The organism is Pseudomonas sp. AM14(2022) (assembly GCF_036346455.1).
Taxonomy (GTDB): domain Bacteria; phylum Pseudomonadota; class Gammaproteobacteria; order Pseudomonadales; family Pseudomonadaceae; genus Aquipseudomonas; species Aquipseudomonas putida_A.
In genome coordinates, this window is sequence record NZ_JAOTNY010000002.1 from 592,417 (window position 1) to 619,158 (window position 26,742).

The window sequence follows — 26,742 nt, forward strand, 5'->3', positions numbered from 1 at the left end:
AAAATTCCAGACTACTTTGTAGGATTCTGAGACATCCTCGGGTTTGGTAATCAGGGAGCTGGCACGTATGATGCTTCACAAACTTCCGCAGATTAGAAGCCTATGTCCCTGATAGTTCTACTGCTTCTGCCATTCATTGGCAGCTGTCTGGCAGCGGTGCTGCCACACAACGCGCGCAATACCGAATCCCTGTTGGCAGGTCTGGTCGCTCTGATTGGCACCGTGCAGGTCGCGCTGTTGTACCCGCAAATCGCCCACGGCGGGGTGATCCGCGAAGAATTCATGTGGCTGCCCAGCCTCGGTTTGAATTTCGTCCTGCGCATGGACGGCTTCGCCTGGTTGTTCTCGTTGCTGGTGCTGGGCATCGGCGCTCTGGTCTCTTTATATGCGCGTTATTACATGTCGCCGGACGACCCGGTGCCGCGCTTCTTCGCCTTTTTCCTGGCGTTCATGGGCGCCATGCTCGGGCTGGTGATCTCCGGCAACCTGATCCAGATCGTGTTCTTCTGGGAGCTGACCAGCCTCTTCTCGTTCCTGTTGATCGGCTACTGGCACCACCGCTCGGATGCCCGGCGTGGCGCTTATATGGCGCTGATGGTCACCGGTGCCGGGGGACTATGCCTGCTGGCGGGGGTCATGATCCTCGGCCATGTCGTCGGCAGCTATGACCTGGACAAGGTCCTGGCCGCCGGCGATCAGATTCGCGCACATGCTCTCTACCCTGTTCTGCTTCCTCTCATCCTCATTGGCGCGCTCAGTAAAAGCGCCCAGTTCCCCTTCCATTTCTGGCTACCGCACGCGATGGCGGCGCCCACTCCGGTTTCGGCCTATCTGCACTCGGCGACCATGGTCAAGGCCGGGGTGTTCCTGCTTGCGCGCCTGTGGCCGTCGCTGTCCGGCAGTGAAGAATGGTTCTACATCGTCAGCGGCGCCGGTGCGTGTACGTTGTTGCTCGGCGCCTACTGCGCGATGTTCCAGAACGACCTCAAGGGCCTGCTGGCCTACTCGACCATCAGCCATCTGGGCCTGATCACCCTGCTGCTCGGCCTGAACAGCCCGCTGGCAGCGGTCGCTGCGGTGTTCCACATTCTAAACCACGCGACCTTCAAGGCGTCGCTGTTCATGGCAGCCGGGATCATCGACCACGAAAGCGGCACCCGTGACATCCGCAAACTCAGCGGCCTGATCAAACTGATTCCGTTCACCGCGACGTTGGCGATGGTTGCCAGCGCGTCGATGGCCGGCGTACCGCTGCTCAACGGCTTCCTGTCGAAAGAAATGTTCTTCGCCGAAACCGTGTTCATCAACGCCACCGCGTGGGTCGAAGCAGCGTTGCCGATTGTCGCGACCATCGCCGGTACATTCAGCGTCGCCTACTCGCTGCGCTTTACCGTCGACGTGTTCTTCGGCCCGACCGCTACCGATCTGCCACACACCCCGCACGAACCGCCGCGCTGGATGCGTGCGCCGGTCGAGCTGCTGGTGTTCACCTGTCTGGTCGTCGGGATCTTCCCGGCGCAAGTGGTCGGCCCGCTGCTCGCAGCCGCCGCGCTGCCGGTGGTGGGCGGGACGCTGCCGGAATACAGCCTGGCGATCTGGCACGGTCTGAACGCGCCGATGATCATGAGCCTGATCGCCATGTCCGGCGGCATCGTGGTCTATCTGCTGCTGCGCAACCAGCTCAAGCGGGGCCGCTTCAAATACCCGCCGCTGGTGGGTCGCTTCAACGGCAAGCGCCTGTTCGAGCGCAGTCTGGTGCTGATGATGCGCATGGCCCGTCGGGTAGAACGCCGACTCGGCACCCGCCGCCTGCAAATGCAACTGTTCCTGATGGTCCTGGCGGCAGTGCTCGCCGGCCTGATCCCGATGTTGCACAGCAGCCTGAGCTGGGGCGACCGGCCGAAGATTCCGGGTTCGATCGTGTTCGTCACCCTGTGGCTGCTGGCGATTGCCTGTGCCCTCGGCGCCGCATGGCAGGCCAAGTATCACCGTCTCGCCGCACTGACCATGGTCAGCGTCTGCGGACTGATGACCTGCGTGACCTTCGTCTGGTTCTCGGCGCCGGATCTGGCCCTGACGCAACTGGCGGTGGAAGTGGTGACCACGGTGCTGATCCTGCTCGGCCTGCGCTGGCTGCCCCGGCGGATTGAAGAAGTCTCGCCACTGCCGTCGAGCCTGCGCAAGGCCCGCGTGCGGCGCTTGCGCGACTTGCTGCTGTCGATTGCCGTCGGCGCCGGCATGGCGCTGTTGTCCTACGCAATGCTGACGCGGCAGACGCCCAACGACATTTCCTCGTTCTACCTCAGCCGGGCCATGCCCGAGGGCGGTGGCAGCAACGTGGTCAACGTGATGCTGGTGGACTTCCGCGGCTTCGATACCCTCGGTGAAATCACCGTACTGGTGGCCGTGGCACTGACCGTGTTCGCCCTGCTGCGACGCTTCCGCCCGCCGAAAGAAAGCCTGCAACTGCCGGCCCAGCAACGCCTGCTCGCGCCGGACGTGGTCACCGATCTGGTCAACCCGCGCAGCGCCAGCGACACCGCGCTCGGTTTCATGATGGTGCCGGCGGTGCTGGTGCGCCTGTTGCTGCCGATTGCGCTGGTGGTGTCGTGCTACCTGTTCATGCGCGGCCACAACCAGCCGGGAGGTGGTTTTGTCGCCGGACTGGTGATGTCGGTGGCGTTCATCCTGCAATACATGGTCGCCGGGACGCAGTGGGTCGAGGCGCAAATGAGCCTGCGACCGCTGCGCTGGATGGGCACCGGGCTGCTGTTCGCCACCGCCACCGGCCTCGGCGCGATGGCGGTCGGTTATCCGTTCCTGACCACCCACACCTGGCATTTCGCCTTGCCGCTGCTGGGCGAGATCCATATCGCCAGCGCGCTGTTCTTCGATATCGGCGTGTACGCCGTGGTCGTGGGCTCGACGCTGCTGATCCTCACCGCCCTCGCCCACCAATCGGTGCGGGGTCACAAGACCGCGTCGCTGCCCAAGTCCGTCGCCAGCAAAGGAGCCGTCTGATGGAAGAAGTCATCGCAATCGCCATCGGCGTGCTCGCCGCGTCCGGCGTGTGGCTGGTATTGCGGCCGCGGACATTTCAGGTGGTCATGGGCCTGTGCCTGCTGTCCTACGCGGTCAACCTGTTCATCTTCAGCATGGGCAGCCTGTTCATCGGTAAAGAACCGGTGATCAAGGACGGCGTGACCCAGGACCTGCTGCACTACACCGATCCGCTGCCGCAGGCCCTGGTGCTGACCGCCATCGTCATCAGCTTCGCCATGACCGCGCTGTTCCTGGTGGTGCTGCTGGCGTCGCGGGGCCTGACCGGAACCGACCACGTCGACGGCCGGGAGCCCAAGGAATGATGGCGATGACTCACCTGATCGCGGCACCGATCCTGCTGCCGCTGCTGACCGCCGCCATCATGTTGATGCTCGGCGAAAAGCACCGACCGCTGAAGGCGAAAATCAATCTGTTCTCCAGCCTCGTCGGCCTGTTCATTTCGGTGATGCTGCTGCAGTGGACGCAAACCACCGGCGTGCCCGGTTCCATCGGCGTGTACCTGCCGGGCAACTGGCAGGCGCCGTTCGGCATCGTGCTGGTGGTTGATCGCCTGTCGGCCTTGATGCTGGTGCTGACCGGGATCATCGGCGTCAGCGCCCTGCTGTTCGCCATGGCGCGCTGGGACGGCGCGGGATCGAGCTTCCACGCGTTGTTCCAGATTCAGTTGATGGGCCTGTACGGCGCCTTCCTTACCGCCGACCTGTTCAACCTGTTCGTGTTCTTCGAAGTGCTGCTCGCGGCCTCTTATGGTCTGTTGCTGCACGGTTCGGGTCGGGCGCGAGTGTCGTCGGGCCTGCATTACATCTCGATCAACCTGCTGGCCTCGTCGCTGTTTCTGATTGGCGCGGCGCTGATCTATGGCGTCACCGGCACGCTGAACATGGCCGATCTGGCGCTGAAGATTCCGCTGGTGCCGGAAGCCGACCGCGGCTTGCTGCACGCCGGCGCGGGGATTCTTGCGGTGGCATTCCTGGCCAAGGCCGGCATGTGGCCGCTGAACTTCTGGCTGGTGCCGGCCTACTCCTCGGCCAGTGCGCCGGTGGCGGCGATGTTCGCGATCATGACCAAGGTCGGCGTCTACACCCTGCTGCGCCTGTGGACGCTGCTGTTCTCTGGGCAGGCCGGGGCTTCGGCGTTCTTCGGTGGCGACTGGCTGATCTACGGCGGCATGGCGACCATCGCCTGCGCGGCGCTGGCGATTCTCGCCGCGCAACGCCTGGAGCGCATGGCCAGCCTGAGCATTCTGGTGTCGGCGGGGATTCTGCTGTCGGCGGTGGGTTTCGCCCAGCCAAACCTGATCGGCGCAGCGCTGTTCTATCTGGTCAGCTCGACCCTGGCACTGAGTGCGCTGTTCCTGCTGGCGGAGTTGATCGAGCGTTCGCGTTCGGCCAACGAAATCCCGCTGGAGGACGAAAGCGAGTTGCTGCCGCGTCCGCAGGAATCGCTGCAACCGCCCAAGGGCATCAACCTCGACGACGAGCAGAAAGCCGTGGTCGGTCAGGTCATTCCGTGGACCATGGCGTTTCTCGGCTTGAGTTTCATTGCCTGTGCGCTGCTGATCATCGGCATGCCGCCGCTGTCCGGGTTCATCGGCAAGCTCAACCTGATCGGTGCGCTGCTCAATCCGCTGGGGCTGGGCGGCGAGGCGCCGATCTCGAACGCTGCATGGGCGTTGCTGGCGCTGCTGATCCTCTCCGGACTGGCCTCGTTGATGGCATTCGCGCGCATGGGCATCCAGCGTTTCTGGACGCCCGAGGAGCGCCCTTCGCCGCTGCTGCGCAAGCTTGAATGCGCACCGATCTTCCTGTTGCTGGGGCTGAGCATCGCGCTGACCTTCAAGGCCGAACCGCTGCTGCGTTACACCGAGGCCACCGCCGACGCGCTGAACAACCCGCAGCAATACGTGATGGCGGTGCTCGGCACCCGCGCCGTGCCCAGCCCTGAAGCCAAAGCGGCGATGCTGGAGGTGCAGCCATGAAGCGCGTATTTCCGGCACCATTGCTGTCCCTGGCGTTGTGGGTTTTGTGGCTGACGCTGAACCTGTCTGTCAGCCCGGGCAACCTGCTGCTCGGCGCGATACTCGGGTTCGCCGCACCATTGATGATGCGCAAGCTGCGCCCGAAACAGGTGCGCATCCGCCGTCCGCTGACGATTTTGCGCCTGTTCGTGATGGTCGGTCGTGACGTGATCCTCTCCAATCTGATCGTCGCCTGGGGCGTGCTCAACGCCGGTCGCCGCCCGCCGCGCTCGCGCTTCGTCAAAGTGCCGCTGGACCTGCGCGACGCCAACGGTCTGGCGGCGCTGGCGATGATCTGCACCGTGGTGCCGGGCACCGTATGGTCGGAGCTGGCGCTGGATCGCAGCATTCTGCTGCTGCATGTTTGGGATCTGGATGACGAGGCGCACTTCATCCACCACTTCAAGACTGCCTACGAGCAGCCGTTGATGGAGATTTTCGAATGAGCTCGCTGCTGTCGAATGCGATTCTGCTGACGCTGTTCCTGTTCTCGCTGGCAATGGTTCTGACCTTGATTCGTCTGTTCAAGGGGCCGTCGGCACAGGATCGGGTACTCGCGCTGGATTACCTGTACATCGTCGCCATGCTGATGATGCTGACGCTGGGCATTCGTTATTCCAGTGACACTTATTTCGAGGCGGCGCTGCTGATCGCGCTGTTCGGCTTCGTCGGCTCGTTTGCCCTGGCGAAATTCCTGCTGCGTGGCGAGGTGATCGAATGAATGCTGAATTATCGCTGTGGGTGGAGATTCCGGTGGCGATCCTGCTGGTGCTCAGCGGGGTGTTTGCACTGATTGGCGCGACCGGATTGCTGCGCATGAAGGATTACTTCCAGCGCATGCATCCGCCGGCGCTGGCCTCGACAATCGGCGCGTGGTGTGTGGCGCTGGCGTCGATCATCTGCTTTTCGGCACTCAAGTCCGGGCCGGTGATGCATGCCTGGCTGATTCCGATTCTGCTGGCGATCACCGTGCCGGTGACCACGTTGCTGCTCGCGCGGGCGGCGTTGTTCCGCAAGCGCATGGCCGGGGATGATGTGCCGGCTGAGGTGAGTAGTCGCAGGACCGAGAGTGGTAGTTGAAGTTTTATATAGTCTGCAATGACGCCATCGCGAGCAGGCTCACTCCTACAGGGGAACGCATTCCAAATGTAGGAGTGAGCCTGCTCGCGATAGCAATCTCCAGATCACCTCAAACCTCAGACCCAAGCTACCGCCAACAACCCGGCCCCCAACACCAGACACAGCGGCGAATACACCCAGGTGTCCAGCCGCGCAAAGCGCGACCCCTTCACTTCCTTGAAAAACCCCACCAGATTCGAATCGCCGATCGCCCGGGCAAACATCAACAACGCAATCGCACTGATCACCCATTGCAACGCTTTGTGATGCACCGCCGGCATGCCCCAGCCGACGCGCATGCACACCAGCGCGGCGATCACCAATAAAGCTGCCGCTACCAGCAAGGTAATCCAGCCTGACGGTTTGAACGCCGGTCGCACCGTCGCCACCAGTCCTCGCACCGGCACTTGCGGTACCGCCGCCACCGCCGCCCATTGCCCACCCAGCGCCCAATACACGTGTACCAGAGCGATTGCCGCAAATATCGTCACCAGCCATTGAGCCAACACAAAGGTCATGGTCGAGAATCCTTTCAAGGGATTTGAACAAAACATCCTAGTTGGCATTTTTTGAAGTGCACGACCGATCAGCGGTACGGTAAAGTGCCGCCCCATGAAATTCACCCGTTCCGATCGCTCACTGCTGGCCTGGATGCTTTATTGCTGCGTCCTGTTCAACGTTTTCGCCTGCAGCATCGGTCACGGGCAAATGGTCGGGATGCAGCTCAACGGCATCGGCGGGCAGTTCTGTACGGTCGACCCGGCCACCCAAGCGCCACTGACCAGCAATCCCAGCGAAGAACAATTGCCGACCCTGTCCAAGGCGTTCGGCTGCCCGCTGTGCTCGGTCGGCGGCGGCATGGGCCCGGCGTTCAACTCCAGCCTGACCCTCGCGGTTCTGCCCGAACAGCACAGCCCGCCACTGGCGCCCATCGTCAGTGCCGACCTCCCTGCCCGCTTCACCTGGCCCTCGGCCAACCCTCGCGCCCCACCGCTCGCCTGAGTGTCTTTGCCTTTTTGATTTTTCAGCCCACTGCGCCAACGCGCGGCGTTCGCCTGTGCGCTGATTCCCAGACAAGCATTCAGGATTCAACGATGAAACATATTCCTCTGCTGGCGAGCCTGTGCGGCTGCCTGTCCCTTAACGCCTGGGCGCAATCCACCGTGGATTTGGCGCCGATCACCATCGACGGCGAATCCACCAGCGAACCGGGCCTGAGCCTCGATCAATCCAGCGGCATGGCTTCGCGTCTCGGCTTGAGCGTGCGCGACACCCCGGCCTCGGTGGCCGTCGCCAACCGCAACGACATCGAACGCCACGGCGCACAAAACTTTCAGGACGCCGCCAACACCCTGCCTGGGGTCAATGCCAGCGCGCCGCCAGGCTTTGGCGGCTTCGTCTCCTATCGCGGTTTCACCAGCAGCCAGATCACCCAGATGTTCAATGGCATCAACGTCTCCGGGGGCCTCGCCCGACCAGTGGATTCGTGGATCTATGATCGAGTCGAACTGGTGGGCGGCCCGTCGTCGCTGATCAACGGCGCAGGCTCGGTGGGAGGTTCGCTGAACTACGTGACCAAACTGGCAACTCGCGACGAACAAGCCGCTGAAGGTCGCGTCAGCTACGGCAGTTACGACACCACGGAAACCGCGTTCGGCCTCAACCACGCGCTGACCGACCCGGGCGCCGACGTGCAGCACTACGCGCGACTCGATGTCAGCCACAACACCAGCAACGGCTACATCGACCGCCAGGAACGCGATGCCTGGAGCGTGGCGTTTTCCTTGCTCAGCGACCTCACGCCGGATCTGTCGCACACCCTGGCCCTGGAATATCAGGACGAACACGAAGACAGCCCGTACTGGGGCACGCCGGTACTCAACCCCAAAGCCGGCGAGTTGAAAATCGACAAACACAACCGCTTCAACAACTACAACGTCGAGGACGGGCGCTACGAACAGCGCACGATCTGGGTGCGCTCGATCATCGATTACCGGATCAACGACAGCACCACCCTGCGCAACACGCTGTATCACCTCGACAGCCAACGCGATTACCGCAACCTCGAGACCTATCAGTACAACGCTGATAACACCGCGGTTAACCGCTCCACCGCGTATCAGGTACGGCATCAGGGCGAGCAGAACGGCAACCAGTTCGAACTGCGCCACGACAACACCCTGTTCGGCCTCGACACCACCTGGTCCGGCGGTTTCGAGTACAAGGTCAACCAGACCACCAACTCGCCGCTGAACATCAAAGGCGCAAGCACGGTCGACCCGAACAACTACCGGCCGGGGCATTTCTACGATATTCCCGGCACCAACCCGACACTGATCAGCGACAAGACCAACGAGGTCACCACCAAGGCGCTGTTCGTGGAAAACCGCCTGGCACTGACCGACAAACTGGCGTTGCTCACCGGCCTGCGTTACGACGACATCGACCTCGACGTGACCAACCATCGCACCGTGACGGCCGCCAATCCCAAGCACCTCAAACGCAGTTGGGAGCCGGTCACCGGGCGCGTCGGCCTGACCTACCAGTTCATTCCATCCGCCAGCGTCTACGTGCAATACAGCACTGCCGCCGAGCAACCGAATGGCACGCAGGACTTCGATGTTTCCACCGGCAAGCAATGGGAAATCGGCAGCAAGTTCGACTACCTGGATGGCCGTGGCTCGGCGACAGTTGCCGCCTACACCATCGAGCGCAAGGACTTCGCTGTGACTGATCCGCTGGACCCGACCAGCAGCATCCCGGTAGGGCAGCAAACCTCGAAGGGCATCGAGATCGCCAGCTCCCTGCGGATTACCGACAAACTGTTGGCCGAAGGCAACTTCGCCTGGGTCGATGCGCAATACGACGACTTCACCGAAAAGAACGCCGCCGGCGTGGTGGTTTCACGCAAGGGCAACACGCCGACCAATGTCCCGGACCGGGTCGGCAATCTATGGCTGACTTACGATTTTTCGCCGCAATGGCAAGCTGGGGTCGATGCGCGGTATGTGGCGTCGGTGTATGCGGACACGGCGAACACCATGACCGTGCCGTCGTACACGCTGTTCGGCAGCTTCCTCAGCTACAAGGTCGACTCGCACACCACCGTCACCGGCCGGGTGCGCAACCTGACCAACGAGGTGTATGCCGAGTTTGCGCATGTATCGCCGGCTTACTATCTGGGTACGCCGCGCACCTTTGAATTGGCGGTGCAGACGAAGTTCTGAGTCGACACTTATCCTGTGGCGAGGGAGCTTGTCGAATCGTCGCACCGTCCCGCTCGGCTGCGAAGCAGTCGCCGATTTGGGGCTGCTTCGCAACCCAGCGGGAGCAAGCTCCCTCGCCACAGAAGCCCATCTCATTTCAGATCAGCCGCCACCTTATCCGCCACCTCCTTCGGCACCCACGCCTGCCACACTTCCGGATGCGCCTTCATGAAGGCCTCAGCCGCCTGCCGTGGTGCGGTGTGTTTCTCGCTCATCTCGGCCAACGCCTTGTTCAGCGGCTCGATCGGGAAATCCACCTTGCTGAAGAAATCCGCGATCTGCGGATACTGCTTCTGGAACGGCGTAGACACGCCAATCGACAGCTTCGATGCCAGCGAACGGGTCGGTTTCGGATTGGGGTTATCGGCATCGGTCAGGGTCTTCCACGCCTCGGCATCGAACGGTGGCTCTTCCAACTGAACCAGTTTGAATTTGCCCAGCAACGGCGTCGGCGACCAGTAATAGAACAGCACCGGTTTGCCCCGACGGATCGAAGAGCTGATCTCGGCATCCAGCGCCGCGCCCGATCCACTGCGGAAATTGGTGTAATCGTCCTGCAGGCCGTAAGCGGTCAGCTTCTGTTTGTTCACCACTTCCGAGGTCCAGCCGATCGGGCTGTTGAGGAACCGACCCTTGCTCGGATTTTCCGGGTCCTTGAACACGTCCTTGTATTTCTTCAGATCACTGACACTGCGCAGGTCCGGCGCCAGCGGCTTGATGCCCTTGGCCGGGTCACCCTTGATCACGTATTCCGGCACCCACCAGCCTTCAGTCGCACCCTTGACCGTATCGCCGAGACTGACGACCTTGCCCTCCGCTTCAGCCTTGACCCACACCGGGCTGCGCCCTGCCCACTCTTCGCCAATGACCTGAATGTCATTGTTGGCCAGCGCGGTTTCCAGGGTGATGGTGGTGCCGGGCAACGTATCGGTCGGCAGGCCATAGCCCTTCTCGACGATGATCCGCAGGACATCGGTGATCAGGCTGCCGCTTTCCCAGTTCAGGTCGGCAAAATGAATCGGTGACTGTGCCGCCGCTGCCGGCTGCGCGGCCGTCAGTACACCGAACGAAACCACGCTGGCGGCCAATAGCCGTCGAATTCCTTTCATGCTTTGCACCTCGTGCTGTTCACAGCAATAGCAGGATGGCCTGGCAGAAGACCGCAAGCCTCTGAATACTCAGTCAACTGACTGTAGCCGAGGTTCCTGCTTTTTCCGGGGGCCAACCCCGGCGAGGTTATGTTTCAGACTTTTCCTGCAAGCTTTGCAGCTCGCGTCTGACCATGCTGGCGTATTCCGCAGGCCGCAAGGTGTAGAGCTGCGCTGCCACCCAGCTCAGCCACGCGCCCTGCAATTCGGCTTTGGCGTTGAACAGGCGCAATGCCTCCTCACGCGCACGGTCGAGGTTCTGCGAATGGAAGTCGGCGCGACTCACACCACCAATCACTCGCTGGCCTTGAACGTGATCAGTTCGCCCTTGCGCCACTTCGCCGCTTTACCGGTAACGGCTTTCAGGGTCTTGGTCAGGCCTTCCTGCAGTTGCTGGTGTGCGGCAAACACCGTCACCACGCTGTGGCCTTCCTTGAACAGGATCGCGTGGCCGTCCGCTGTATCGACAAAGGCGTAATCGCCCAGGCCGTACACCGTGAGTTTGATTTCGCGAAAGCGGATGTCCATCTTGCCGCCTTCACGGCTGGGCAGCACGGCCGCGCTGAAATGATCGCCGACCTTGAGCTTGAGCCCCGGTTTGTCATCGACTACCAACGCACTTTCGGTGTCGATCTCGGCCACGTAAATGCCTTCGGCGTTCTGTTCGGTGATGTAAACAAAACGCGACTGGAACAGCTTGACCAGCTTTGCACGCAAATCACCCAACACGAACAAAGCATGCATATCGAGGTTACTGACTGCCAAAGAAACATCCCCACATCTGAAAAAGTACCCGGCGCCAAAACGCGCACGGCAAAAAAACGGCCAGGCTGATGCTGTTACCGAATGACTTCAGTACACCTGAAACAAGCGGAGCGCCCATACATCACAAGTTCGCAAGACTACTGGAAAGTCAGGCGAGAAACTTGCCTCGATGTTCGCCAGGCCTTGAAGGAAAAATCTTCATTGAAGCGCAACGAAGACGGACTACAAACTTTAGGGAAAAAACTGACGAAAAAAAGCCCTTTTCCGACATATCGCCGGTAAAAAATTGCTTTAGATAGGCACCTGTCGCCAACAGACACTGGCGATTCTAGAGCAGCGATGCTGCTTCCGACTACCCGAACCGACCTGTAACCGTCGGCTATCTCATGAAAAGGACTTCATATGTGCACTCTGACTCACTTTGCCCAGCCCTCCAAACCAGTCATGGATACGCCTTTCGTGCTGCACGGCACTGATTTGCCGGAACTTGCGCAATACGCACAAAGCGTTCAGACCCCACGATTTCAGGTGGTCCCGGCAGGTAACGCGTTCTTTCATATCAAGGAATCTTCCACCGGTCGTGTAAGAGGTTTCCGCGAAGACCATAACGAGGCGTGCGCCCTCGCCCGCTTGCTTGAATCACGGATCGAACTCTTGTCCAACGGCTGCCTCAGATAAAGAGCGAGCGACAGCGCCATTCCGGCACACGCAAAAGGAGTACACGATGGAACTGCCTGCATATGATCTGAAAACCCTGTTCGACCAACTGGGCCTGCCGTCGGAAAACGGGGCAATCGACGATTTCATCGAAGCGCATCCGCTGGACGCCAAAACCAAGTTGATCGATGCCGACTTCTGGACACCGCAACAGGCGCAACTTCTGAAGGAGTGGCTGCGCGCCGACGGCGAAGAAGCGGTGATGGTCGATGAATTGAACGTACGCCTGCACGACGGACGTTAATAAATGTCAGTGCAGGCTGTCGCCAGGCTCGGCCATCAGTTGCGCGAGCCAGGCAGCCTTGCACTCCTCCGCCTCGTCGCGACTGGCGAACGCGGTGCCACGCCGCTCACCATTGAGCAACACCACCCAGCAGACGCTCTGGCCCATCGCGCGCAATCCGGCGGGCACACCACTGCCAATCATCACCGCGACATCGACTCTGCACATACTGACCTCTCGATTTCATTAGCTACCTAACTAACGGCCATGTTAATGACTTCATCGCAGAGGAAACAGCAACGCCCGTGCACAGATTCATTGCGCGAGCGGTAACAATCGATCAGCGCGGATTCTCCGGTTTATAACCCAGGCGCAGTCCGCCCCAATGCCGGCCCTTGACCATGATCGGCACCGACAAGTCGTGCATCAGCTCCCCGGTGTCACGGGTGTAGGTCTGCAGCAACACCGCCTGTTGATGGCTGCCGCAGCGGATCCCGGTGCGGTCGGCGAACTTGCGTTTGGTACGATTACCCACCGCGTCGATCTGCTGGTCACCAGTCAACGGCTGACTGAACGCCAGGTTGTGCGTCGGCACATAACCCTGCTGCGTGCAGGCAATCGCGAACACCAACCCCTCATGACGCGGCAGCAACGGCTCCTGGATCGCCGGCAGCACCTGATCGGTGTAGCGGTCGAAACGGGTCTGAAACTTCGCCGGCTGCGTCCCGGGAATCGGTTGATATTGACGGTCGAACAAATCCTCAAGACTGATCCGCCCCTGCTCGACATCCGCCTCGAACCGCGCCGCAATCTGACTCGCGCCCTCACGCGCCAGGTCATAGACGCGCTGGTGATAGTCATCCAGACCGACTTCGGCCAGACGCTCGCTGATGGTTTCCGCCTGCCCTTCCATCTGCACAGCGGCCTCGGCCAGACGCCGGGTTTGTTGATCGCTGATCGCCAGATCACTGCGCATCTGCTCGATGGCCTTGAACAGACTGTCGAGCTGCTCGCGATTGGTTTCCGCGCCACGGGCGATTTCACCGACCTGGGTTTCCACCCCAGCCGCCAGCCGTGCGATGTTTTCCAGATGCTGACCGGTATTCTCGACCTGCTCGACACCGATCTGCAGATCGCTGGACAGCTCGCGGATCTGCTCCACCACTTGCGCCGTGCGCTGCTGAATGTCGGCAACCATCTCCCCGACCTCGCCGGTCGCCGAGGCAGTCCGCGCTGCCAGACCGCGCACCTCATCCGCCACCACCGCAAAACCACGGCCATGCTCGCCAGCCCGCGCCGCTTCAATCGCCGCGTTCAGGGCGAGCAGATTGGTCTGGCTAGCGATGGACTGAATCACCAAGGTCACCCGTTGAATATCATCGCTGCGCAGACTCAGGGCTTCGATCAGCTCACGGCTGGCGTTGGCGCGTTGACTGAGTTGGTGCATGCGCGCAATCGAATCCACCAGTTCGGTGCGCCCCGTCGCGCTGCTGTGATGCGCCTCGCTGGCGGCGTCCAGCGCTTCACGACTGAGCTGCGAAGTGGCGTGTTCGGTGGCGATCATCACTTCGGCGTTGCTGACAATCTGCGCCGCCGCGTCGAGTTGCGATTCGAGTTTGCTCGCCAGTTGCTTGACGGAAAACGCCACACCGGCGGCTGACAGCGCGTTATGACTGGTGGTGTAGGAAAGATCGCGGGTGAGTTCGGAAATCGCGCTGCCGGCATCGACAGGCGCAGCATCAGGGGTGGCCCGCGAACGCAGGCGCGGCAGCCAGACAATCAGCACCGCCAGCGGCAGGCCGATGTACAGCGACCCTCCACCCAGCGTCATGCCGGCGAGCAACAGCATCAGGGCGATGCTTTGCAGGGTCGGAGCGATCCAGCGGTTTTTCGGCAACAGCACTGGTGCGGGCAAAGCCCCAACCAGAGATCCATCTCTCGTCATATCAACACCCCACGCTTGTTCTCATTGTTGTGACTGCATTAAACGCCACTAGAACGCCATTATCCATGGTCCGTTAGTCGTGGAGTCTGCAGCAAGTCAATGGAACGACGCGCAAAATATCGCAGACGAGCAAAAGCAAAGATCGCAGCCCCGTCAGCTCGTGGAGGAGCTGCCGAAGGCTGCGATCTTTTGCAGGCGCCCCCGATTCAGGGGGCAGCCATGGAATCAGGCCTGACGCTGGTGCTTGTCGATCTGCTCGTGACGCTCTTGAGCTTCGATGCAGTACTTGGTGGTCGGGCTGATCAGCAGGCGTTTCAGGCCGATGGCCTCGCCGCTGTCGTCGCACCAGCCAAAACTGTCTTCCTTGATGCGCTCAAGGGCTTGTTCCAGTTGCGGCAGCATGCGCTGGTCGCGATCGATCGCGTTCACCAGCCAGGTGCGCTCTTCTTCAACCGAAGCCGCGTCCGCCGGGTCGGCCGGAGTGTCCAGGCTTTCGATGGCGATACGGTTTTGCTCAATGCGCTCGTGGGTTTCGACTTTCATGTTCTGCAACAGCTCGGTGAAGAAAGCGTGTTGCTCGGCATTCATGTAGTCATCTGCCGGCATGGCCAGCAACTTGTCCTTTGTCATTGATATCTCTATAAAAAAACGTGCATTAAGGCGAAATAGGGAGCGTTCCGGCGAACCGTGTCCGGTCGACGAAAAGGCATCGTTTATTGCAAACGCCACCCGGCACTCAATTTACGAAGGGGCGGCAGTCTAAGGCTCGTTTGAGGCCTCAGCAACTGTAAATACCGGTAATTTGTCCGACAACAGCCGTAAACGGGTCTGACACAGGCTTCATGGCGGTCATCGGAGTGCGTTTATAGCAAGAAATTCAGTCCAACGGCTGTATATAGAAGACAAACGGCTAACCGAGCGGCAGTTGGTCGCATTTTTTCAGCCATGCCGCCCGCGCAGTGCATCGTTTCAGCTGCGCAGGCGCCGAAAATCTCCCCTGCCAACTGCCCGCACCCCGCCTATCATCAGGCACACCGCAAATAACTGTGGCGAGGGAGCTTGCTCCCGCTGGGTCGCGAAGCGGCCCCCAATTATTGGGCCTGCTGCGCAGTCCAGCGGGAGCAAGCTCCCTCGCCACAGGTTGAACGATCAGCCCGAAGGATAACTTATGCCCCGCCCCGATCTGCCGGCCAACGACGAGCGCCCCCTCGCCAGCCCCCCGATCAATGCCGAGCGTCTGCTGCAACTGATCACCGACGAATACGACACCCTGCCGCGCCAACTCAAGCGCATCGCCAGCTACATGAGCCAGCAAAGCGACCGGATCATGGTCGATCGCATCAGCGACATCGCCCGGGAATGCGAGGTGCATCCGTCCGCCATCGTGCGCTTCTCACAGCGCTTCGGTTTCAGCGGCTTCAGCGAAATGCAGGCGCTGTTCCGCGCCGCCTACACCCACAAAGCCTCGCCGGTGCACAACTACCAGCAACGCATCCGCAGCATGATCGCCAACCAGTCGCAGCAGGCCAGCGACGGCGACCTCGCCCGCGAATGCATCGACGCCACCCGCTCCGGCATCGAACGCCTGGGCCGCGAACTCGACGACGTCGCGTTCGAAAAAGCCGTCGACCTGATCGTCAACGCCGACAACATCTATGTCGTCGGCGTACGTCGCTCCTTCGCCGTCGCCGACTACCTGGTTTACAACTTGCAACACACTCACAAACGGATTCACCTGGTTTCCGGTCTGGGCGGCAGTTATCGCGAACAGATGCGCAGCGTGCGTAGCGGTGATTTGGTGATCGCCATCAGCTTCACCCCCTACGCCAAGGAAACCCAACACTGCCTGCGTTACGCCCGCCAGCAACAGGCCAACACCCTGATCCTCACCGACAGCCACCTCTCGCCTTTGGCCAAAAACGCCAACAGCCTGCTGCTGGTGAATGAGGGCAGCGCATTGGCCTTTCGTTCGCTGAGTGCGACCTTGTGTTTGTGTCAGGCGTTATTTGTGGCGGTGGCGTATCGGCTGGAATTGAATGTGGATGAGATTCACGAACAAGCCGGTTTTGACGACTGACATTTGCTTCAGGCTCGGCTAGGTTATGCCTTCCCACCGGTTCGACTTGAAGGAACGCGTCATGAAACTGATCGGCATGCTGGACTCCCCTTACGTGCGCCGCGTGGCGATCTCCGCCAAACGCCTCGGCATCGACCTCGAACATCAATCGGTCTCGGTGTTCCGCCACTTCGAGCAATTCCAGCAGATCAACCCGGTGGTCAAGGCGCCCACGCTGATCCTCGACGACGGCGTGGTCCTGATGGACTCCACCCTCATCCTCGACTACCTCGAAGCCGTCAGCGGCAAAAGCCTGTTGCCGACCGACCTCAAACAACGCGCCCACGCCCTGCGCCTGATCGGCCTCAGCCTCGCCGCCTGCGAAAAAGCCGTGCAACTCTATTACGAACGCAACCTGCGCCCGGCCGACATTCAATACCAACCGTGGGTCGAGCGCGTCGAAGGCCAACTCGCCGCTGCCTTCACCGCCCTCGAACAGGAACTGGAAAAAACCGGCCTGCCCACCGACGGCACCCTCACTCAGGCCGGCATCAGCCTCGCCGTCGCCTGGAGCTTCACCGACCTCGTCGTCCCCGACCAGATCGACACCCGCCGCTACCCGCACATCGCCCAATACACCGCGTACGCCGAAACCCTCGAAGCGTTCGTCAGCACCCCGATGACCTGACCATGAGCACCACCGACACCGCCGCCCCAGCGTTAAAGGAAATCTTCAACGCCGAGCGCCTGCAACACATCGCCAGCGAAATGAGCGCCGTGTACCCGGCATTCAAGGCCAAGGCGTTTCTCAAGCACGCCAACCAAGGGCTGGCCGAACTGTCGGTGATGCAACGCATGGCCCGCGTCAGCGAAAGCCTGCACGCCGTGCTGCCGCTGGACTACGAAGATTCCCTCGAAGTCCTACGCGAACTCGCCCCCCGCCTCAACAGCGGATTCGTCAGCATGTGCCTGCCGCACTACGTCGCCAGCTACGGCGGCCACGCCTTCGATACCTCCATGCAAGCGCTGAAATACTTCACCACCTTCGGCTCCTCCGAATTCGCCATCCGCCACTTCCTGCGCAGCGACCTCGAACGCTCGCTGGAACTCATGCACGACTGGACCCAAGACCATAACCACCACGTCCGCCGCCTCGCCAGCGAAGGCACCCGCCCTCGCCTGCCCTGGTCATTCCGCCTGGAAGCCGTGCAAGCCAACCCGCAACTGGCCGCCGGCATCCTCGACCGGTTGAAAGCCGACGAGAGTTTGTACGTACGCAAGTCCGTGGCGAACCATCTGAATGACGTGACCAAGGAACATCCGGAGTGGGTGCTGGACACGATTGAAGGCTGGCCACTGGAGAACAAGCACACGGCGTGGATTGCCAAGCATGCGCTGCGCAGCTTGATCAAACAGGGCGATCTGCGTGCGCTGACGGTGATTGGTGCGGGGGCCAAGGCTGAGGTTGAGTTGCTGGATGTGCGGGTTGAGCCGGCGGTGGTGAGGTTGGGTGAGGCGATTACGTTGTCGTTTACGGTGAAGTCGACGGTGGCGCATGCACAGCGGTTGGTGATTGATTATGCGATTGACTATGTGAAGGCGAACGGCGGGGTTTCGGGGAAGGTTTTCAAGTTGAAGACGGTGGTGTTAGCGGGGTTTGGGGAGGTGGTTGTGGGGAGGCGGCAGGTGATTCGGGATTTTACGACGCGGAGGCATTTTTTGGGGCGGCATGGGGTGAGGGTTTTGGTTAATGGGAAGGTTTTGGGGAGTGTTGCGTTCGACATCGTTGCTGATTGATACCGCTAATGGGATCGACAGCACTCGGCAAGAAGCCGACACGCGCTATTTCCTTATTGATACAGAGCCTGGCACTGAATGCGGACTACGACTTCAAGATGCCGGCGCCGAAGACGCTTGAATCATGCTGACGAACAACGGCATAGTGGCAATTGAGCATTTTGCCGTTTTGCTACACCCCGCGAAATGGCATGATGAAACATAGCCACATACTAAGGAGTAGCTATGGCTCGGAAGTCACCACAACCCCTGATTGTTCAACCAAAGGTTAACTTGACGGCAGATCAGCTGCAGAAAGGAATTGACCGGCTTGAGCAAAGAATTGCGGATCTTGATGCGTTTGATCTCAACACATTGGAGAGCGGGACATCTCCCGAGCTCCAAGCTCTAGAGCGCAGTATTGAAGATACTTTGGAGCGCTATTTCGGAGTAAACACTACCGCAGCCAATCGCTATAAACCGGCGCAGGAGCTGCATTACCATCAGATGGTTTGGGTATCTGGAATGCCTGAGCCCAACTACATAGCACACACGAAAACAAATATAGAAGCGGCGAAAGCGCTGTTAGGCCAAGCTATAAATGCCTTAAAAGCGGACCTCGAAGACCTTGGACCTAGCCTTCTTGCGCCAGCAATGAAAGCTAGTTCATCAGCGGGCTCCTCCCGAGTTTTTCTCGTTCATGGGCACGATGAAGCTGTCCGTGAAACCGTTGCACGCTTCCTAGAGAAGCTCGGCCTTCAGGTGATCATCCTCCACGAGCAGGCCAATAGTGGGCGCACGATCATTGAAAAAATCGAGCGCAATTCTGATGTGGGAATGGCCGTGGTGCTGCTAACGCCCGACGATGTTGGCTGCAAAGCGGGCGGCCAAGTGGAACCTCGCGTGAGGCAAAATGTTCTACTGGAGCTTGGTTACTTTATTGGTGCGCTGGGCCGTGACAAAGTCTGCGCGCTGAGATCTGGAAAAGTGGAAATACCTACTGACTTTGCCGGGGTAGTTTGGACAGAGATGTCCGGCGAGTGGAAAACCGCACTGGCACGCGAGTTGAAACAGGCGGGCTATGCAATCGACTGGAACAAGGTTATGAGCTGAACAATCTCAGCCTAAATCCGTGTTTCCTCATGACACTCTGTAAGATAAAGGGACTTTCTTCGTGTCCATAGAATTCCTGGATAACACATTCGACAAGGTAAGCTACCTACAAAACCTCTTGGTAGCCCGAGCTACGGGCAATGCTGCGGATCCGAATGAGTATTTCCATCTTCGACGTGAACTGCTGAGTGATCCTGCAATGAGCGCTGCACTCCCAGCATTCGTGAGACAACATGGTTCCCTTGATACTTTTTGGACTTGGATAAAGGGGAAACACCAAACGTATGCCGAGCGGAGAACATTCCTTTCAGAGCAGTTCACCCCGCTCTTAGACTCGCTGGATTTCCCTCCGCCCTCGCGTCCGACTTCCCCTCCTCAGTTCATACAGCCGAACGGTATTGGCCCCTCAACTACAGCTCCATTTGTTACTCCGGCGCCAGTTGTTGCCAGGAACAAGCGGAAAGTATTCATCGTTCACGGAAGAGATGATCTCGCGAGAGTTGAGGTCAGTCGGTTTATCGAAAGCCTCGGTCTTGAAGCGATCATACTGCACGAGCAAGCCAACGCAGGCATGACGATCATCGAAAAAATAGAGCGATATACCAACGATGCCGATTTTGCACTTGTCCTCTATACGCCATGCGATCAAGGCCGTGGATACCATGAAAGAAACGCTCTTCCAAAGGACCGCGCTCGACAGAACGTTGTCTTTGAGCATGGCTACCTCATGGCGAAGCTTGGTAGAGAAAATGTCTGCGCTCTGGTGAAAGGCGATATCGAGACGCCAAATGACATTAGTGGAGTGGCCTACGTCCTTCATGACCAACATGGCGCATGGAAGCTTAAAGTAGTTACGGAGCTTAGGGCCTGCGGCTATTCAATCATCATGTGATGATTCAGCAACGGTGGACTAGGCAGCTTCCCGCAGTATTCGAGATCGCGGCTCAGCGCCCCCATCCCATCTGTTCCCCCTACTCGGAAGGGGCCGTTAAGCCGTCATATGGGTTTAACATGCCATGCGGACACATTCCGCTTCTCCGTAGTGGCAGCAATCGGCAAGGAGCAGCTGCTCAAGATGAACAATAAACTTACCAACTTTTTGCAACCACTATATTAATCCAGAAAAATAATTCACATATACATCTACATGCCAGTGAAGCTGACACGCTCTATAGGAGAGACAAGTGCAGGAAAGTACAACCGACGACGAGATTCTTAACGCAGAGAAAGAGATCGATGCTGAGTTCCAGCATTCCCCACTCATGGAGATTGGTTACGACCAAGCCATCTGGACTTTGCTTTCAACATTGGAAGATCTTTATCTAAAAAACAGCGTTATACACCCTTTAAAGCCTGAACTTTTCCACGCATATGTCGACACCGTAATTAATGCAACTGCACACACCGTCCGAAGTCTTTTTTCACAGAAAAAATCCTCTGATAAAAAACTTATAAAATCAATGTTTGACGAGCACTATGCATGGGCGCACCAGTGGATTGACGAGTCACTCGACTACAACTCATTCAATCTGATATTTCCACTTTGGCACAAAGAAAAAATAAATCTATCCATAAGGGGAAAATATATTGACCCGGGCGACCTAGAGATAACTAGCAACAAATATGACTATGAAGCTTACAATCGAATTGTACGAAAAGACGGAGCACTGGAAGATACCCACTTTGATGTGGAGTCCGTATTTGATGAAGTGGCAAAAAATACAACTATATCCGGCGACAAATTTAGCCTAAATTTTAATCCAAGGCTAGTTGAGACACTTCAGAAAGCTCATAACAATAGCTTGAGCGGGAGACATGTCCTACCATCAGACTGGAGGATTGGCGATATTACCTTCAATGATTTCAAAAAAATACTCACCACAATACAAGCAATGATGCACGGCTTGTTTATAGCGAGAGTGCATGCTATAAACAAGAAAATACCAAACTACGGTTACTCCTCTTCCATTTTGGTAATCACGCGCCAAGAACTAGTTAAAAGACTAGCTAGATACACATCTCTTCAAGAACTTACAGTTAGCACAGTGCTGGAGTATCTATCATTTTCGAGTCATGACATTCGATATCCCGATATTGCGATTCAACCACTAATTGAGCTTAGTGACAAAAAGCTACTATTATCACCTTTCATATTGATTAATATTAATGCCGAAAGAAATTTCTGCACGCTACTAAACAAGATTCCCTTAGCTCGCGAAGCATATCTTAGTCTCACTTTGAAAAAGGAAAGAATACTTTTTGAAGAGTTGAGATCTGTGTTAGAGCGATTAGGTTACGAAGTTACTCATGGCAGCCTATCCACCACCGACCTTGACATTGCCATTATAGATAGAGCAAACAAAGTCTGCGCCTGCATCGAACTTAAGTGGTTCATTGAACCAGCCGAAATAAGGGAGGTCATTGAGCGTTCAATTGAATTGGCAAAAGGAGTAAAGCAGTGCAAGGCAATAAATTCATTATTCAGCAAGCGCGACAAACGACTTACTCGAGACATATTGAACATTGACGAAAGCTATAGAACATCAACTTTTGTCGGATCTAGGAACTGGATTGGTCACAGTGACATATGGAGTCTTGACATACCAGTCGTTAAAGTCTGGCATTTCGTGAAGGAGCTTATCAATCAGGGTAGCTTAGCTAGTACGCTGGACTGGGTCGAATCAAGAAATTATTTGCCCGTTAATGGAAGGGACTATTGGATTGTGCCCGTCGATATTAAAACTGGGTCGTGGAAAAGCCAATGGTATGGCGTTGCAACCTGGCCTCCAACTCACCAAGCTACGACAGCAGAGGTCTCTGAAAAATTATAACCCTCACTTGCCTGGCTTGTGAGCTTGAATGCGAGCCAAAAGAGAAAGGGAACCAGAAAAAGCAGAGAAAGGGGACGAATTCATTTTTAGGGCTGACCGTCAGCTTCTGGCCGAAAGCGGTCCTTTGTTGGCCGCATTGACTCGACAAAAGGACAGGCAGGAGAAGTGTCTTCTTGCTGCCTCCTACCAACTTCCGTACGGAATGCCGTACTTGTCGATGTAGCGCTTGGCCTTCTCACTCACCGGATAGGCATAGCGCCCGCTGTGCTTCCCCTGCTCCGGGCCTAACGGTTCAAGTTCGCCTTGGGCATGAGCGACTTGGACCGGACGATGGCATGAGTCTCTGACCCAAGCTCGTAGTGCCCCCCCTGGGGCCAGGCCCACATACAGCGAGGCCATGTATCGAGCAGTCTTTTCTGGAGTTTCCGGGCAACGCTGGTGCGTTGATTCCACCATCAATTGCCTCGCCGATTCTGGAATCTCAATGAAACCCTTGTAGGTCTTCTGCTCTGATATGGACTGCCAACGAACGAAGATGAGTTTGGGAAGATCGGCACCGGTTACCGGAATACCGGAACCACTGACCGTGCCCCAACCACGGGCTGACTCTGTGCCATCTTCTGGTTCGCCTCCGGCGGCGGTGCTTCCGCCCGCCTTGAAAAAAGTCCTGTTTTTGATGTCCAGGACTGAGCTGTCTTCTACCCAAACCTTCATGTAGTCCGGTTCTGTGAAAGCCAGCCCCCACCAATCCGATCTCGGATCGTTCTCGGCTGAAAGTGGGTCAGTAGTCTGGCATCCAGCTACCAGTAAAACGCTCAAGATTAATATGACTTGCTTCATTGGCGGATGGGTTACCAACTCCCGTACGGTATGCCGAATTTATCGATATACCGCTTGGCCTTTTCGCTGACAGGGTATGCATAACGCCCTTCGTTCTTACCCTGACTCGGCCCTAATGGCTCGATCTCGGCTTGCGCCCGAGCGACCTTGACCGCGTGATGGCATGAGTCTTTAACCCAAGCCTGCACAACTCCACCGGGAGCGAGTCCCAAATAGACCGATGCCATAAACCGGGCTTCTCGGTCAGGCGTTTCCGGGCATCGTTTGTTGGTGGATGACACCATCAATTGCCTTGCTTGCTCTGGGATATCTACCCAGGCTTGCCAGGTTTTCTTTTCGACGATCGATTGCCATCGAACGTATATGCGGACGGGAAGACCGGCCCCGACCACTCGCTTTCCGCTGCCATCAACGATGGACCATCCGCGGGCTGACTCGGTGCCATCTTCAGGCTCCCCCCCCGCCGCAGAGCCTCCATTTGCTTTGAAGAAAACTTTGCCGGTGACGTCCTGGACAGAACTGTCTTCCACCCAAACCTGCATATAGTCAGGCTCAATGAAGGCAAGTTCCCACCATTCGGACTTGGGATCGTTTTTGCCGGATAGCGGGTCAGCAGACTGGCAGCCAGTCATGAACAACACGCAAATCAGGGTGACAAGTAATTTCATTACCAGAGCGTCCAGTCAGGTACGTGGGGGTGTTGCACACGAATCGAGTCGGTCGTAGGTGCATTGATATAGACGGCTCTTACACCGCTCCCATCTCTGCGACCCAAGGGATGGTTCCAATTTGCCGAGGTGTGAATGTACTTCAGCTTCAGCATCTCATCTTCTTGGGCAGTGACACTGTAATCACCTGCCAAAAAACGATCACATAATGCTTGAAGCTCTGAGGGAACGGCCAGTTCAGGTGTCTCTGGGATGTCCTTAAAGCGGACGCCCTTCTCTTTCGCCAACTTGTGCATCACTCGCAAGTAGACCCTGGACAATAGGCCGCTCACGGGGCGTTTAAGTTGCAGAGCGGCATAAATGCGTTTCATGCGTGGGCCGAAATCGTTTTTCGCTGAACCGGTCAAAAGAAGAGGATCAGGGGTGACGACCTCCAGCATTTCCGCAGGCCACCCGTTTGCAAGCCATTGTTCTCTGATTGTCACCGCGTCACGGTAGATCGAAGTAGAAGCCACCTCTGTGTATTGGGGTACCTCGAGGGTTTGCATTGGGCTGACTAGAACATTCTCTAGGGCATCTTCAAGGTAACCGCCGCCAATGTCGGAGTGGACACCCGGCAGAGTAATCTCAAGATGATCAGGTTTTACGCGACTCAAAGCGAAGTTGGCTCGACATTCGTCACGGGCCGTTAGCTGAACAACATCAGTGAAAAAACGCCGGTCCAGATACAACTTTATTCCCGTCGCCACTGGGCTTTGGATGTTGCCCAGATTGGACCAGCCAGCAACTGAAGGCACGGTGTCGAATAGACCAATAAAGCCCATGTTGATGCTGCTTTTGTATTGGTCATTGAAGGTTGAGCTGAAATCTCTGGCGTTGCTACGCAACACCTCCCCGAGAGGGCCTTGCTTACCGCGTGCAATTTCGTTGGCAAAGTGTCGCGCGGCGGCAGCCCCCCGACTGAACCCGAACGTGTCGAACGTCAATGAGGTAATTTCACTGTTGGGGTGGCTAGCCAACAGCCCCTCAATACGCAGCTTGATTTCTGAAAAAGAGAATTGCACACGACCGGCCACACCTGTTTCGCCTCGGCCAGTGCCAGCACCGAACTTGCTGTCTTCTTCACCCGAACGGGTACCGATGCCTTCGATATACACCACGCGGAATGCTTGCTTTTGCGCGCCATCACCTTCGGCACCTTGAGGGGCGTAGTACAAGTCACTCAGTTTTTGCACATTGCTGGTGTCATTGCCGTAGCTGCTGTCCGGGTCTTTCATGAACGGCTTGCAACTGGCGTCAATATCTTTGGCAGCAATGGGATGATGTGCACCGCAGAGCAACCCGGCGGCAGCGTTGTTGGCGTTATTGCCTGTGCCGTCGAAGAAAACTCCAATACGCAGTGCAATGCCAATTTTTTCACGCGCCGATGAAGGCTCTTTCCCATGCTTCTCATACTCAGCCCAACGCTGGGCATGAATGTCGACGGGTTTGGCTTCTTCGTAGCGGTAGTTTTTCGGGGGGTTGGGAACGTAGCCACTCAATCCTTGATTCCTTGTTCTGATCCTTGAAGAACGGGCCGAAGGGTGACAGCCGGGGCCTGGAGGCGCAAGGCGTGGCTCTGTGCCAGCTCGGTTGAAATTGCTGGGTGCGGCGAGGGTTTGAGCTCGTCGCACCGGGTGGTTAATGGGCGATTTCGACGTTGTCGAGGGCCTGGTTTACGGCGAGTTCGCCGAGCATGACGACCTGGGCGATGCCCAGTGCGGTTTTGCGGTGGGAGGTGTCGAGCGTGGCGGCGAAGTTGTTGAGCATTTCGCTGGCGGAGCCGAGGGTCTCGCTGGCGTTGGCGAGCAGGGATTCGGTGTCGCACTTCGGGTTAGCGAGGTACATGGGTTCGGGTTTGTGCGGGCTGGCCATGATTTGGGTGGCCGGGGACAGGTAATGGTCGAGGGCGCGTTCGGCGGCTTCGTGGAGCTTTTTGGAATCGAGGGATTCGTAGGGCGATGCGAGGTCGGTTTCTGGCGGGTTGGGTGTTGGTTTGATCATGGTGAAGCTCCTACGTCAAAAAAGGGAGCCATCACTCTCGCTACCAAACGAGGGTGGCGGCCATGCGCAGGTTGGTAGACCGGGACGTAGAAAACCGGCGCGCCCGAAGACGCCCTGTGCATGACCACCATGAAGCCGTGTCGAACAGACACTGCGGAACATGATGCTTATGCAATCTACGAGAACTCAGGGCTACCAAACCCGATCACTGTTTTTCAGCGACCGACAGACGATAGAACCCGCGCCCTAGACGCACAAGCCGGCGGATTCTGGCGTACTCGTAGGCGATGGCGCAAGGCGTTGTAGGGCTTCGGTGGTAACGGCAGGCTTCATATAAACATCCCGATTATTTCCTGTTTATCCGCCGGTTGAACGGGCTACCGATCCAGCACCCAACCCGCAATGATCGGAATGCACTGTTCCGTTCAAAAAAGTCATTTACGCACCTACCTCGCCGTCGCCCGGCTCGCTAGAGTGCAGCGCTCTTTTCAACTGGCTGAGGTACTGATGAATCTGTGGTTTCGACTGCTCTGCATGCTTTTTCGCCGACCGTGGCGCAAGCCGGTCAATGCGCTGGAATCCACCGTGATCCGCATGCGCGCGTGGCCGCTGGATCTCGATTTGAATCGGCACGTCACCAATGGTCGCTACTTCACCATGGCGGACGTCGGGCGCATGGATTTTGTGTTGCGCAGTGGCGCGTTTCGGGTGGCGCTGCGCGCTAAAGCGCTGCCGATCGTTGGCGATACCTGGGGCAAATTTCGGCGTGAGCTGAAGCTGTTTGAAGCGTTTGAAATTCACAGCCGGATGCTTGGCTGGGACGACAAATGGAGCTTCATGGAGCATCGCTTCGTGAGCAAGGGACGGGTGATCGGCGTGGTGGTCATGCGTGGGCTGTTTCGTTCGGCGAAAGGCACGATTGCGCCGGGTGAGTTTGTCAGGGAGTTGGGATTGCCTGAGCAGTCGCCCGAGATGCCGGAGTGGTTGACGTCGTGGTCGACGAGTTGTGATCTGATGAGTCGTCAGCTCAGGGGTGAGGAGGTTTGAGTGATTGGGTGGCTGGGCGGGCGCCATCGCCAGCAGGCTAGCTCCCACAGGGAACTTGGCTGGCTTGGGAGTGGGGTTGGCTGGGCTGGCGTCTTCGCGAGCAAG

General features: G+C 58.0%; 28 protein-coding genes. 17 read left to right on the forward strand and 11 right to left on the reverse strand.

Annotated features, from left to right (window positions below; genetic code table 11):
* The first annotated feature begins 102 nt into the window (after positions 1–102).
* From V3W27_RS06240 to V3W27_RS06265, 6 genes are read left to right on the forward strand one after another with little or no spacing between them, the layout of a single operon-like run.
* Positions 103–3,021 (forward strand): monovalent cation/H+ antiporter subunit A, encoded by a 2,919-nt coding sequence (locus V3W27_RS06240; RefSeq protein ID WP_115985005.1) that lies wholly within the window; start codon positions 103–105, stop codon positions 3,019–3,021.
* Complete coding sequence (locus V3W27_RS06245) at positions 3,021–3,365, forward strand: Na+/H+ antiporter subunit C (protein ID WP_003225953.1); 345 nt, start codon at positions 3,021–3,023, stop codon at positions 3,363–3,365. Before V3W27_RS06240 ends, V3W27_RS06245 begins: the two co-directional genes overlap by 1 nt.
* Entirely contained in the window at positions 3,362–5,041 is a 1,680-nt protein-coding gene (locus V3W27_RS06250) for a monovalent cation/H+ antiporter subunit D (RefSeq protein WP_202368540.1), read from the forward strand. Before V3W27_RS06245 ends, V3W27_RS06250 begins: the two co-directional genes overlap by 4 nt.
* A complete protein-coding gene (locus V3W27_RS06255; RefSeq protein WP_047294965.1) occupies positions 5,038–5,526 on the forward strand; it encodes a Na+/H+ antiporter subunit E in 489 nt (162 codons plus the stop codon). The genes V3W27_RS06250 and V3W27_RS06255 overlap by 4 nt, the downstream gene beginning before the upstream one ends.
* Positions 5,523–5,801, forward strand: a complete 279-nt coding sequence (locus V3W27_RS06260; protein WP_330206202.1) for a K+/H+ antiporter subunit F — start codon at positions 5,523–5,525, stop codon at positions 5,799–5,801. The genes V3W27_RS06255 and V3W27_RS06260 overlap by 4 nt, the downstream gene beginning before the upstream one ends.
* Positions 5,798–6,160 (forward strand): Na+/H+ antiporter subunit G, encoded by a 363-nt coding sequence (locus V3W27_RS06265; protein ID WP_096796380.1) that lies wholly within the window; start codon positions 5,798–5,800, stop codon positions 6,158–6,160. Before V3W27_RS06260 ends, V3W27_RS06265 begins: the two co-directional genes overlap by 4 nt.
* 116 nt (positions 6,161–6,276) lie before the next feature.
* Here V3W27_RS06265 and V3W27_RS06270 read toward each other — a convergent pair whose 3' ends face one another.
* Positions 6,277–6,717 carry a DUF3995 domain-containing protein gene (locus V3W27_RS06270; protein ID WP_098964385.1) on the reverse strand — a complete coding sequence of 147 codons (441 nt, stop codon included), beginning with the start codon at positions 6,715–6,717 and terminating at the stop codon, positions 6,277–6,279.
* A gap of 94 nt (positions 6,718–6,811) precedes the next feature.
* Between V3W27_RS06270 and V3W27_RS06275 the strand changes: the two genes are divergently transcribed.
* Together V3W27_RS06275 and V3W27_RS06280 are read left to right on the forward strand one after the other, a co-directional pair.
* Positions 6,812–7,201 (forward strand): DUF2946 domain-containing protein, encoded by a 390-nt coding sequence (locus V3W27_RS06275; protein ID WP_047598254.1) that lies wholly within the window; start codon positions 6,812–6,814, stop codon positions 7,199–7,201.
* A gap of 92 nt (positions 7,202–7,293) precedes the next feature.
* Complete coding sequence (locus V3W27_RS06280) at positions 7,294–9,426, forward strand: TonB-dependent receptor (protein WP_330206203.1); 2,133 nt, start codon at positions 7,294–7,296, stop codon at positions 9,424–9,426.
* Between the two features lie 131 nt (positions 9,427–9,557).
* Here the strand turns inward: V3W27_RS06280 and V3W27_RS06285 are convergent, their stop codons facing one another.
* From V3W27_RS06285 to V3W27_RS06295, 3 genes are all read right to left on the reverse strand, one after another.
* The gene (locus V3W27_RS06285; protein WP_330206204.1) at positions 9,558–10,574 is read right to left on the reverse strand and encodes an ABC transporter substrate-binding protein; all 1,017 of its coding nucleotides are present in this window, start codon (positions 10,572–10,574) and stop codon (positions 9,558–9,560) included.
* Positions 10,575–10,701: 127 nt separating this feature from the next.
* Positions 10,702–10,899, reverse strand: coding sequence for a hypothetical protein (locus tag V3W27_RS06290; RefSeq protein WP_330206205.1), 198 nt, complete (start codon positions 10,897–10,899; stop codon positions 10,702–10,704).
* Between the two features lie 8 nt (positions 10,900–10,907).
* Positions 10,908–11,378: a hypothetical protein gene (locus tag V3W27_RS06295; protein ID WP_007966910.1), complete on the reverse strand. Its 471-nt coding sequence runs from the start codon at positions 11,376–11,378 to the stop codon at positions 10,908–10,910.
* Between the two features lie 402 nt (positions 11,379–11,780).
* Here V3W27_RS06295 and V3W27_RS06300 point away from each other — a divergent pair, with 402 nt between their 5' ends.
* Positions 11,781–12,056, forward strand: coding sequence for a hypothetical protein (locus V3W27_RS06300; RefSeq protein WP_027612961.1), 276 nt, complete (start codon positions 11,781–11,783; stop codon positions 12,054–12,056).
* A 46-nt stretch (positions 12,057–12,102) separates the two neighbouring features.
* Positions 12,103–12,339 (forward strand): DUF2789 family protein, encoded by a 237-nt coding sequence (locus tag V3W27_RS06305; protein WP_095136495.1) that lies wholly within the window; start codon positions 12,103–12,105, stop codon positions 12,337–12,339.
* Between the two features lie 6 nt (positions 12,340–12,345).
* Here the strand turns inward: V3W27_RS06305 and V3W27_RS06310 are convergent, their stop codons facing one another.
* From V3W27_RS06310 to V3W27_RS06320, 3 genes are all read right to left on the reverse strand, one after another.
* Complete coding sequence (locus V3W27_RS06310; RefSeq protein WP_007966907.1) at positions 12,346–12,546, reverse strand: hypothetical protein; 201 nt, start codon at positions 12,544–12,546, stop codon at positions 12,346–12,348.
* Between the two features lie 112 nt (positions 12,547–12,658).
* On the reverse strand, positions 12,659–14,263 hold the full coding sequence (locus V3W27_RS06315) for a methyl-accepting chemotaxis protein (protein WP_330206206.1): 1,605 nt from the start codon (positions 14,261–14,263) through the stop codon (positions 12,659–12,661).
* A 225-nt stretch (positions 14,264–14,488) separates the two neighbouring features.
* Positions 14,489–14,893 (reverse strand): TraR/DksA family transcriptional regulator, encoded by a 405-nt coding sequence (locus V3W27_RS06320; protein ID WP_003225981.1) that lies wholly within the window; start codon positions 14,891–14,893, stop codon positions 14,489–14,491.
* Positions 14,894–15,431: 538 nt separating this feature from the next.
* Between V3W27_RS06320 and V3W27_RS06325 the strand changes: the two genes are divergently transcribed.
* From V3W27_RS06325 to V3W27_RS06350, 6 genes are all read left to right on the forward strand, one after another.
* The gene (locus V3W27_RS06325) at positions 15,432–16,340 is read left to right on the forward strand and encodes a MurR/RpiR family transcriptional regulator (RefSeq protein WP_007966905.1); all 909 of its coding nucleotides are present in this window, start codon (positions 15,432–15,434) and stop codon (positions 16,338–16,340) included.
* Between the two features lie 61 nt (positions 16,341–16,401).
* Positions 16,402–17,007 carry a glutathione S-transferase gene (locus V3W27_RS06330; RefSeq protein ID WP_330206207.1) on the forward strand — a complete coding sequence of 202 codons (606 nt, stop codon included), beginning with the start codon at positions 16,402–16,404 and terminating at the stop codon, positions 17,005–17,007.
* A 2-nt stretch (positions 17,008–17,009) separates the two neighbouring features.
* Positions 17,010–18,116, forward strand: a complete 1,107-nt coding sequence (locus V3W27_RS06335; RefSeq protein WP_330206208.1) for a DNA alkylation repair protein — start codon at positions 17,010–17,012, stop codon at positions 18,114–18,116.
* Positions 18,117–18,341: 225 nt separating this feature from the next.
* On the forward strand, positions 18,342–19,208 hold the full coding sequence (locus tag V3W27_RS06340; RefSeq protein WP_330206209.1) for a nucleotide-binding protein: 867 nt from the start codon (positions 18,342–18,344) through the stop codon (positions 19,206–19,208).
* Between the two features lie 61 nt (positions 19,209–19,269).
* Positions 19,270–20,100 (forward strand): nucleotide-binding protein, encoded by an 831-nt coding sequence (locus tag V3W27_RS06345; protein WP_330206210.1) that lies wholly within the window; start codon positions 19,270–19,272, stop codon positions 20,098–20,100.
* 292 nt (positions 20,101–20,392) lie between these two features.
* Positions 20,393–22,039, forward strand: coding sequence for a hypothetical protein (locus V3W27_RS06350; RefSeq protein ID WP_330206211.1), 1,647 nt, complete (start codon positions 20,393–20,395; stop codon positions 22,037–22,039).
* A 183-nt stretch (positions 22,040–22,222) separates the two neighbouring features.
* Here the strand turns inward: V3W27_RS06350 and V3W27_RS06355 are convergent, their stop codons facing one another.
* The 4 genes from V3W27_RS06355 to V3W27_RS06370 all read right to left on the reverse strand — a co-directional run bounded on the left by V3W27_RS06355 (position 22,223) and on the right by V3W27_RS06370 (position 25,590).
* Positions 22,223–22,879: a DUF2931 family protein gene (locus V3W27_RS06355; RefSeq protein ID WP_330206212.1), complete on the reverse strand. Its 657-nt coding sequence runs from the start codon at positions 22,877–22,879 to the stop codon at positions 22,223–22,225.
* Positions 22,880–22,890: 11 nt separating this feature from the next.
* Entirely contained in the window at positions 22,891–23,547 is a 657-nt protein-coding gene (locus V3W27_RS06360; RefSeq protein ID WP_247268774.1) for a DUF2931 family protein, read from the reverse strand.
* Positions 23,547–25,088, reverse strand: coding sequence for a phospholipase effector Tle1 domain-containing protein (locus V3W27_RS06365; RefSeq protein WP_247268775.1), 1,542 nt, complete (start codon positions 25,086–25,088; stop codon positions 23,547–23,549). Before V3W27_RS06365 ends, V3W27_RS06360 begins: the two co-directional genes overlap by 1 nt.
* Positions 25,089–25,227: 139 nt before the next feature.
* Positions 25,228–25,590 (reverse strand): DUF6124 family protein, encoded by a 363-nt coding sequence (locus V3W27_RS06370; RefSeq protein WP_003226001.1) that lies wholly within the window; start codon positions 25,588–25,590, stop codon positions 25,228–25,230.
* 507 nt (positions 25,591–26,097) lie between these two features.
* Here V3W27_RS06370 and V3W27_RS06375 point away from each other — a divergent pair.
* A complete protein-coding gene (locus tag V3W27_RS06375) occupies positions 26,098–26,637 on the forward strand; it encodes a thioesterase family protein (protein ID WP_330206265.1) in 540 nt (179 codons plus the stop codon).
* Positions 26,638–26,742: the final 105 nt, after the last annotated feature.

Excerpts from the sequence above, each read along its gene's own strand:
- V3W27_RS06240 (WP_115985005.1), top strand. The coding sequence starts at position 103 with ATGTCCCTGATAGTTCTACTGCTTCTGCCATTCATTGGCAGCTGTCTG.
- V3W27_RS06245 (WP_003225953.1), top strand. The coding sequence starts at position 3,021 with ATGGAAGAAGTCATCGCAATCGCCATCGGCGTGCTCGCCGCGTCCGGC.
- V3W27_RS06250 (WP_202368540.1), top strand. The coding sequence starts at position 3,362 with ATGATGGCGATGACTCACCTGATCGCGGCACCGATCCTGCTGCCGCTG.
- V3W27_RS06255 (WP_047294965.1), top strand. The coding sequence starts at position 5,038 with ATGAAGCGCGTATTTCCGGCACCATTGCTGTCCCTGGCGTTGTGGGTT.
- V3W27_RS06260 (WP_330206202.1), top strand. The coding sequence starts at position 5,523 with ATGAGCTCGCTGCTGTCGAATGCGATTCTGCTGACGCTGTTCCTGTTC.
- V3W27_RS06265 (WP_096796380.1), top strand. The coding sequence starts at position 5,798 with ATGAATGCTGAATTATCGCTGTGGGTGGAGATTCCGGTGGCGATCCTG.
- V3W27_RS06270 (WP_098964385.1), bottom strand. The coding sequence starts at position 6,717 with ATGACCTTTGTGTTGGCTCAATGGCTGGTGACGATATTTGCGGCAATC.
- V3W27_RS06275 (WP_047598254.1), top strand. The coding sequence starts at position 6,812 with ATGAAATTCACCCGTTCCGATCGCTCACTGCTGGCCTGGATGCTTTAT.
- V3W27_RS06280 (WP_330206203.1), top strand. The coding sequence starts at position 7,294 with ATGAAACATATTCCTCTGCTGGCGAGCCTGTGCGGCTGCCTGTCCCTT.
- V3W27_RS06285 (WP_330206204.1), bottom strand. The coding sequence starts at position 10,574 with ATGAAAGGAATTCGACGGCTATTGGCCGCCAGCGTGGTTTCGTTCGGT.
- V3W27_RS06300 (WP_027612961.1), top strand. The coding sequence starts at position 11,781 with ATGTGCACTCTGACTCACTTTGCCCAGCCCTCCAAACCAGTCATGGAT.
- V3W27_RS06305 (WP_095136495.1), top strand. The coding sequence starts at position 12,103 with ATGGAACTGCCTGCATATGATCTGAAAACCCTGTTCGACCAACTGGGC.
- V3W27_RS06310 (WP_007966907.1), bottom strand. The coding sequence starts at position 12,546 with ATGTGCAGAGTCGATGTCGCGGTGATGATTGGCAGTGGTGTGCCCGCC.
- V3W27_RS06315 (WP_330206206.1), bottom strand. The coding sequence starts at position 14,263 with ATGACGAGAGATGGATCTCTGGTTGGGGCTTTGCCCGCACCAGTGCTG.
- V3W27_RS06320 (WP_003225981.1), bottom strand. The coding sequence starts at position 14,893 with ATGACAAAGGACAAGTTGCTGGCCATGCCGGCAGATGACTACATGAAT.
- V3W27_RS06325 (WP_007966905.1), top strand. The coding sequence starts at position 15,432 with ATGCCCCGCCCCGATCTGCCGGCCAACGACGAGCGCCCCCTCGCCAGC.
- V3W27_RS06330 (WP_330206207.1), top strand. The coding sequence starts at position 16,402 with ATGAAACTGATCGGCATGCTGGACTCCCCTTACGTGCGCCGCGTGGCG.
- V3W27_RS06335 (WP_330206208.1), top strand. The coding sequence starts at position 17,010 with ATGAGCACCACCGACACCGCCGCCCCAGCGTTAAAGGAAATCTTCAAC.
- V3W27_RS06340 (WP_330206209.1), top strand. The coding sequence starts at position 18,342 with ATGGCTCGGAAGTCACCACAACCCCTGATTGTTCAACCAAAGGTTAAC.
- V3W27_RS06355 (WP_330206212.1), bottom strand. The coding sequence starts at position 22,879 with ATGAAGCAAGTCATATTAATCTTGAGCGTTTTACTGGTAGCTGGATGC.
- V3W27_RS06360 (WP_247268774.1), bottom strand. The coding sequence starts at position 23,547 with ATGAAATTACTTGTCACCCTGATTTGCGTGTTGTTCATGACTGGCTGC.
- V3W27_RS06370 (WP_003226001.1), bottom strand. The coding sequence starts at position 25,590 with ATGATCAAACCAACACCCAACCCGCCAGAAACCGACCTCGCATCGCCC.
- V3W27_RS06375 (WP_330206265.1), top strand. The coding sequence starts at position 26,098 with ATGAATCTGTGGTTTCGACTGCTCTGCATGCTTTTTCGCCGACCGTGG.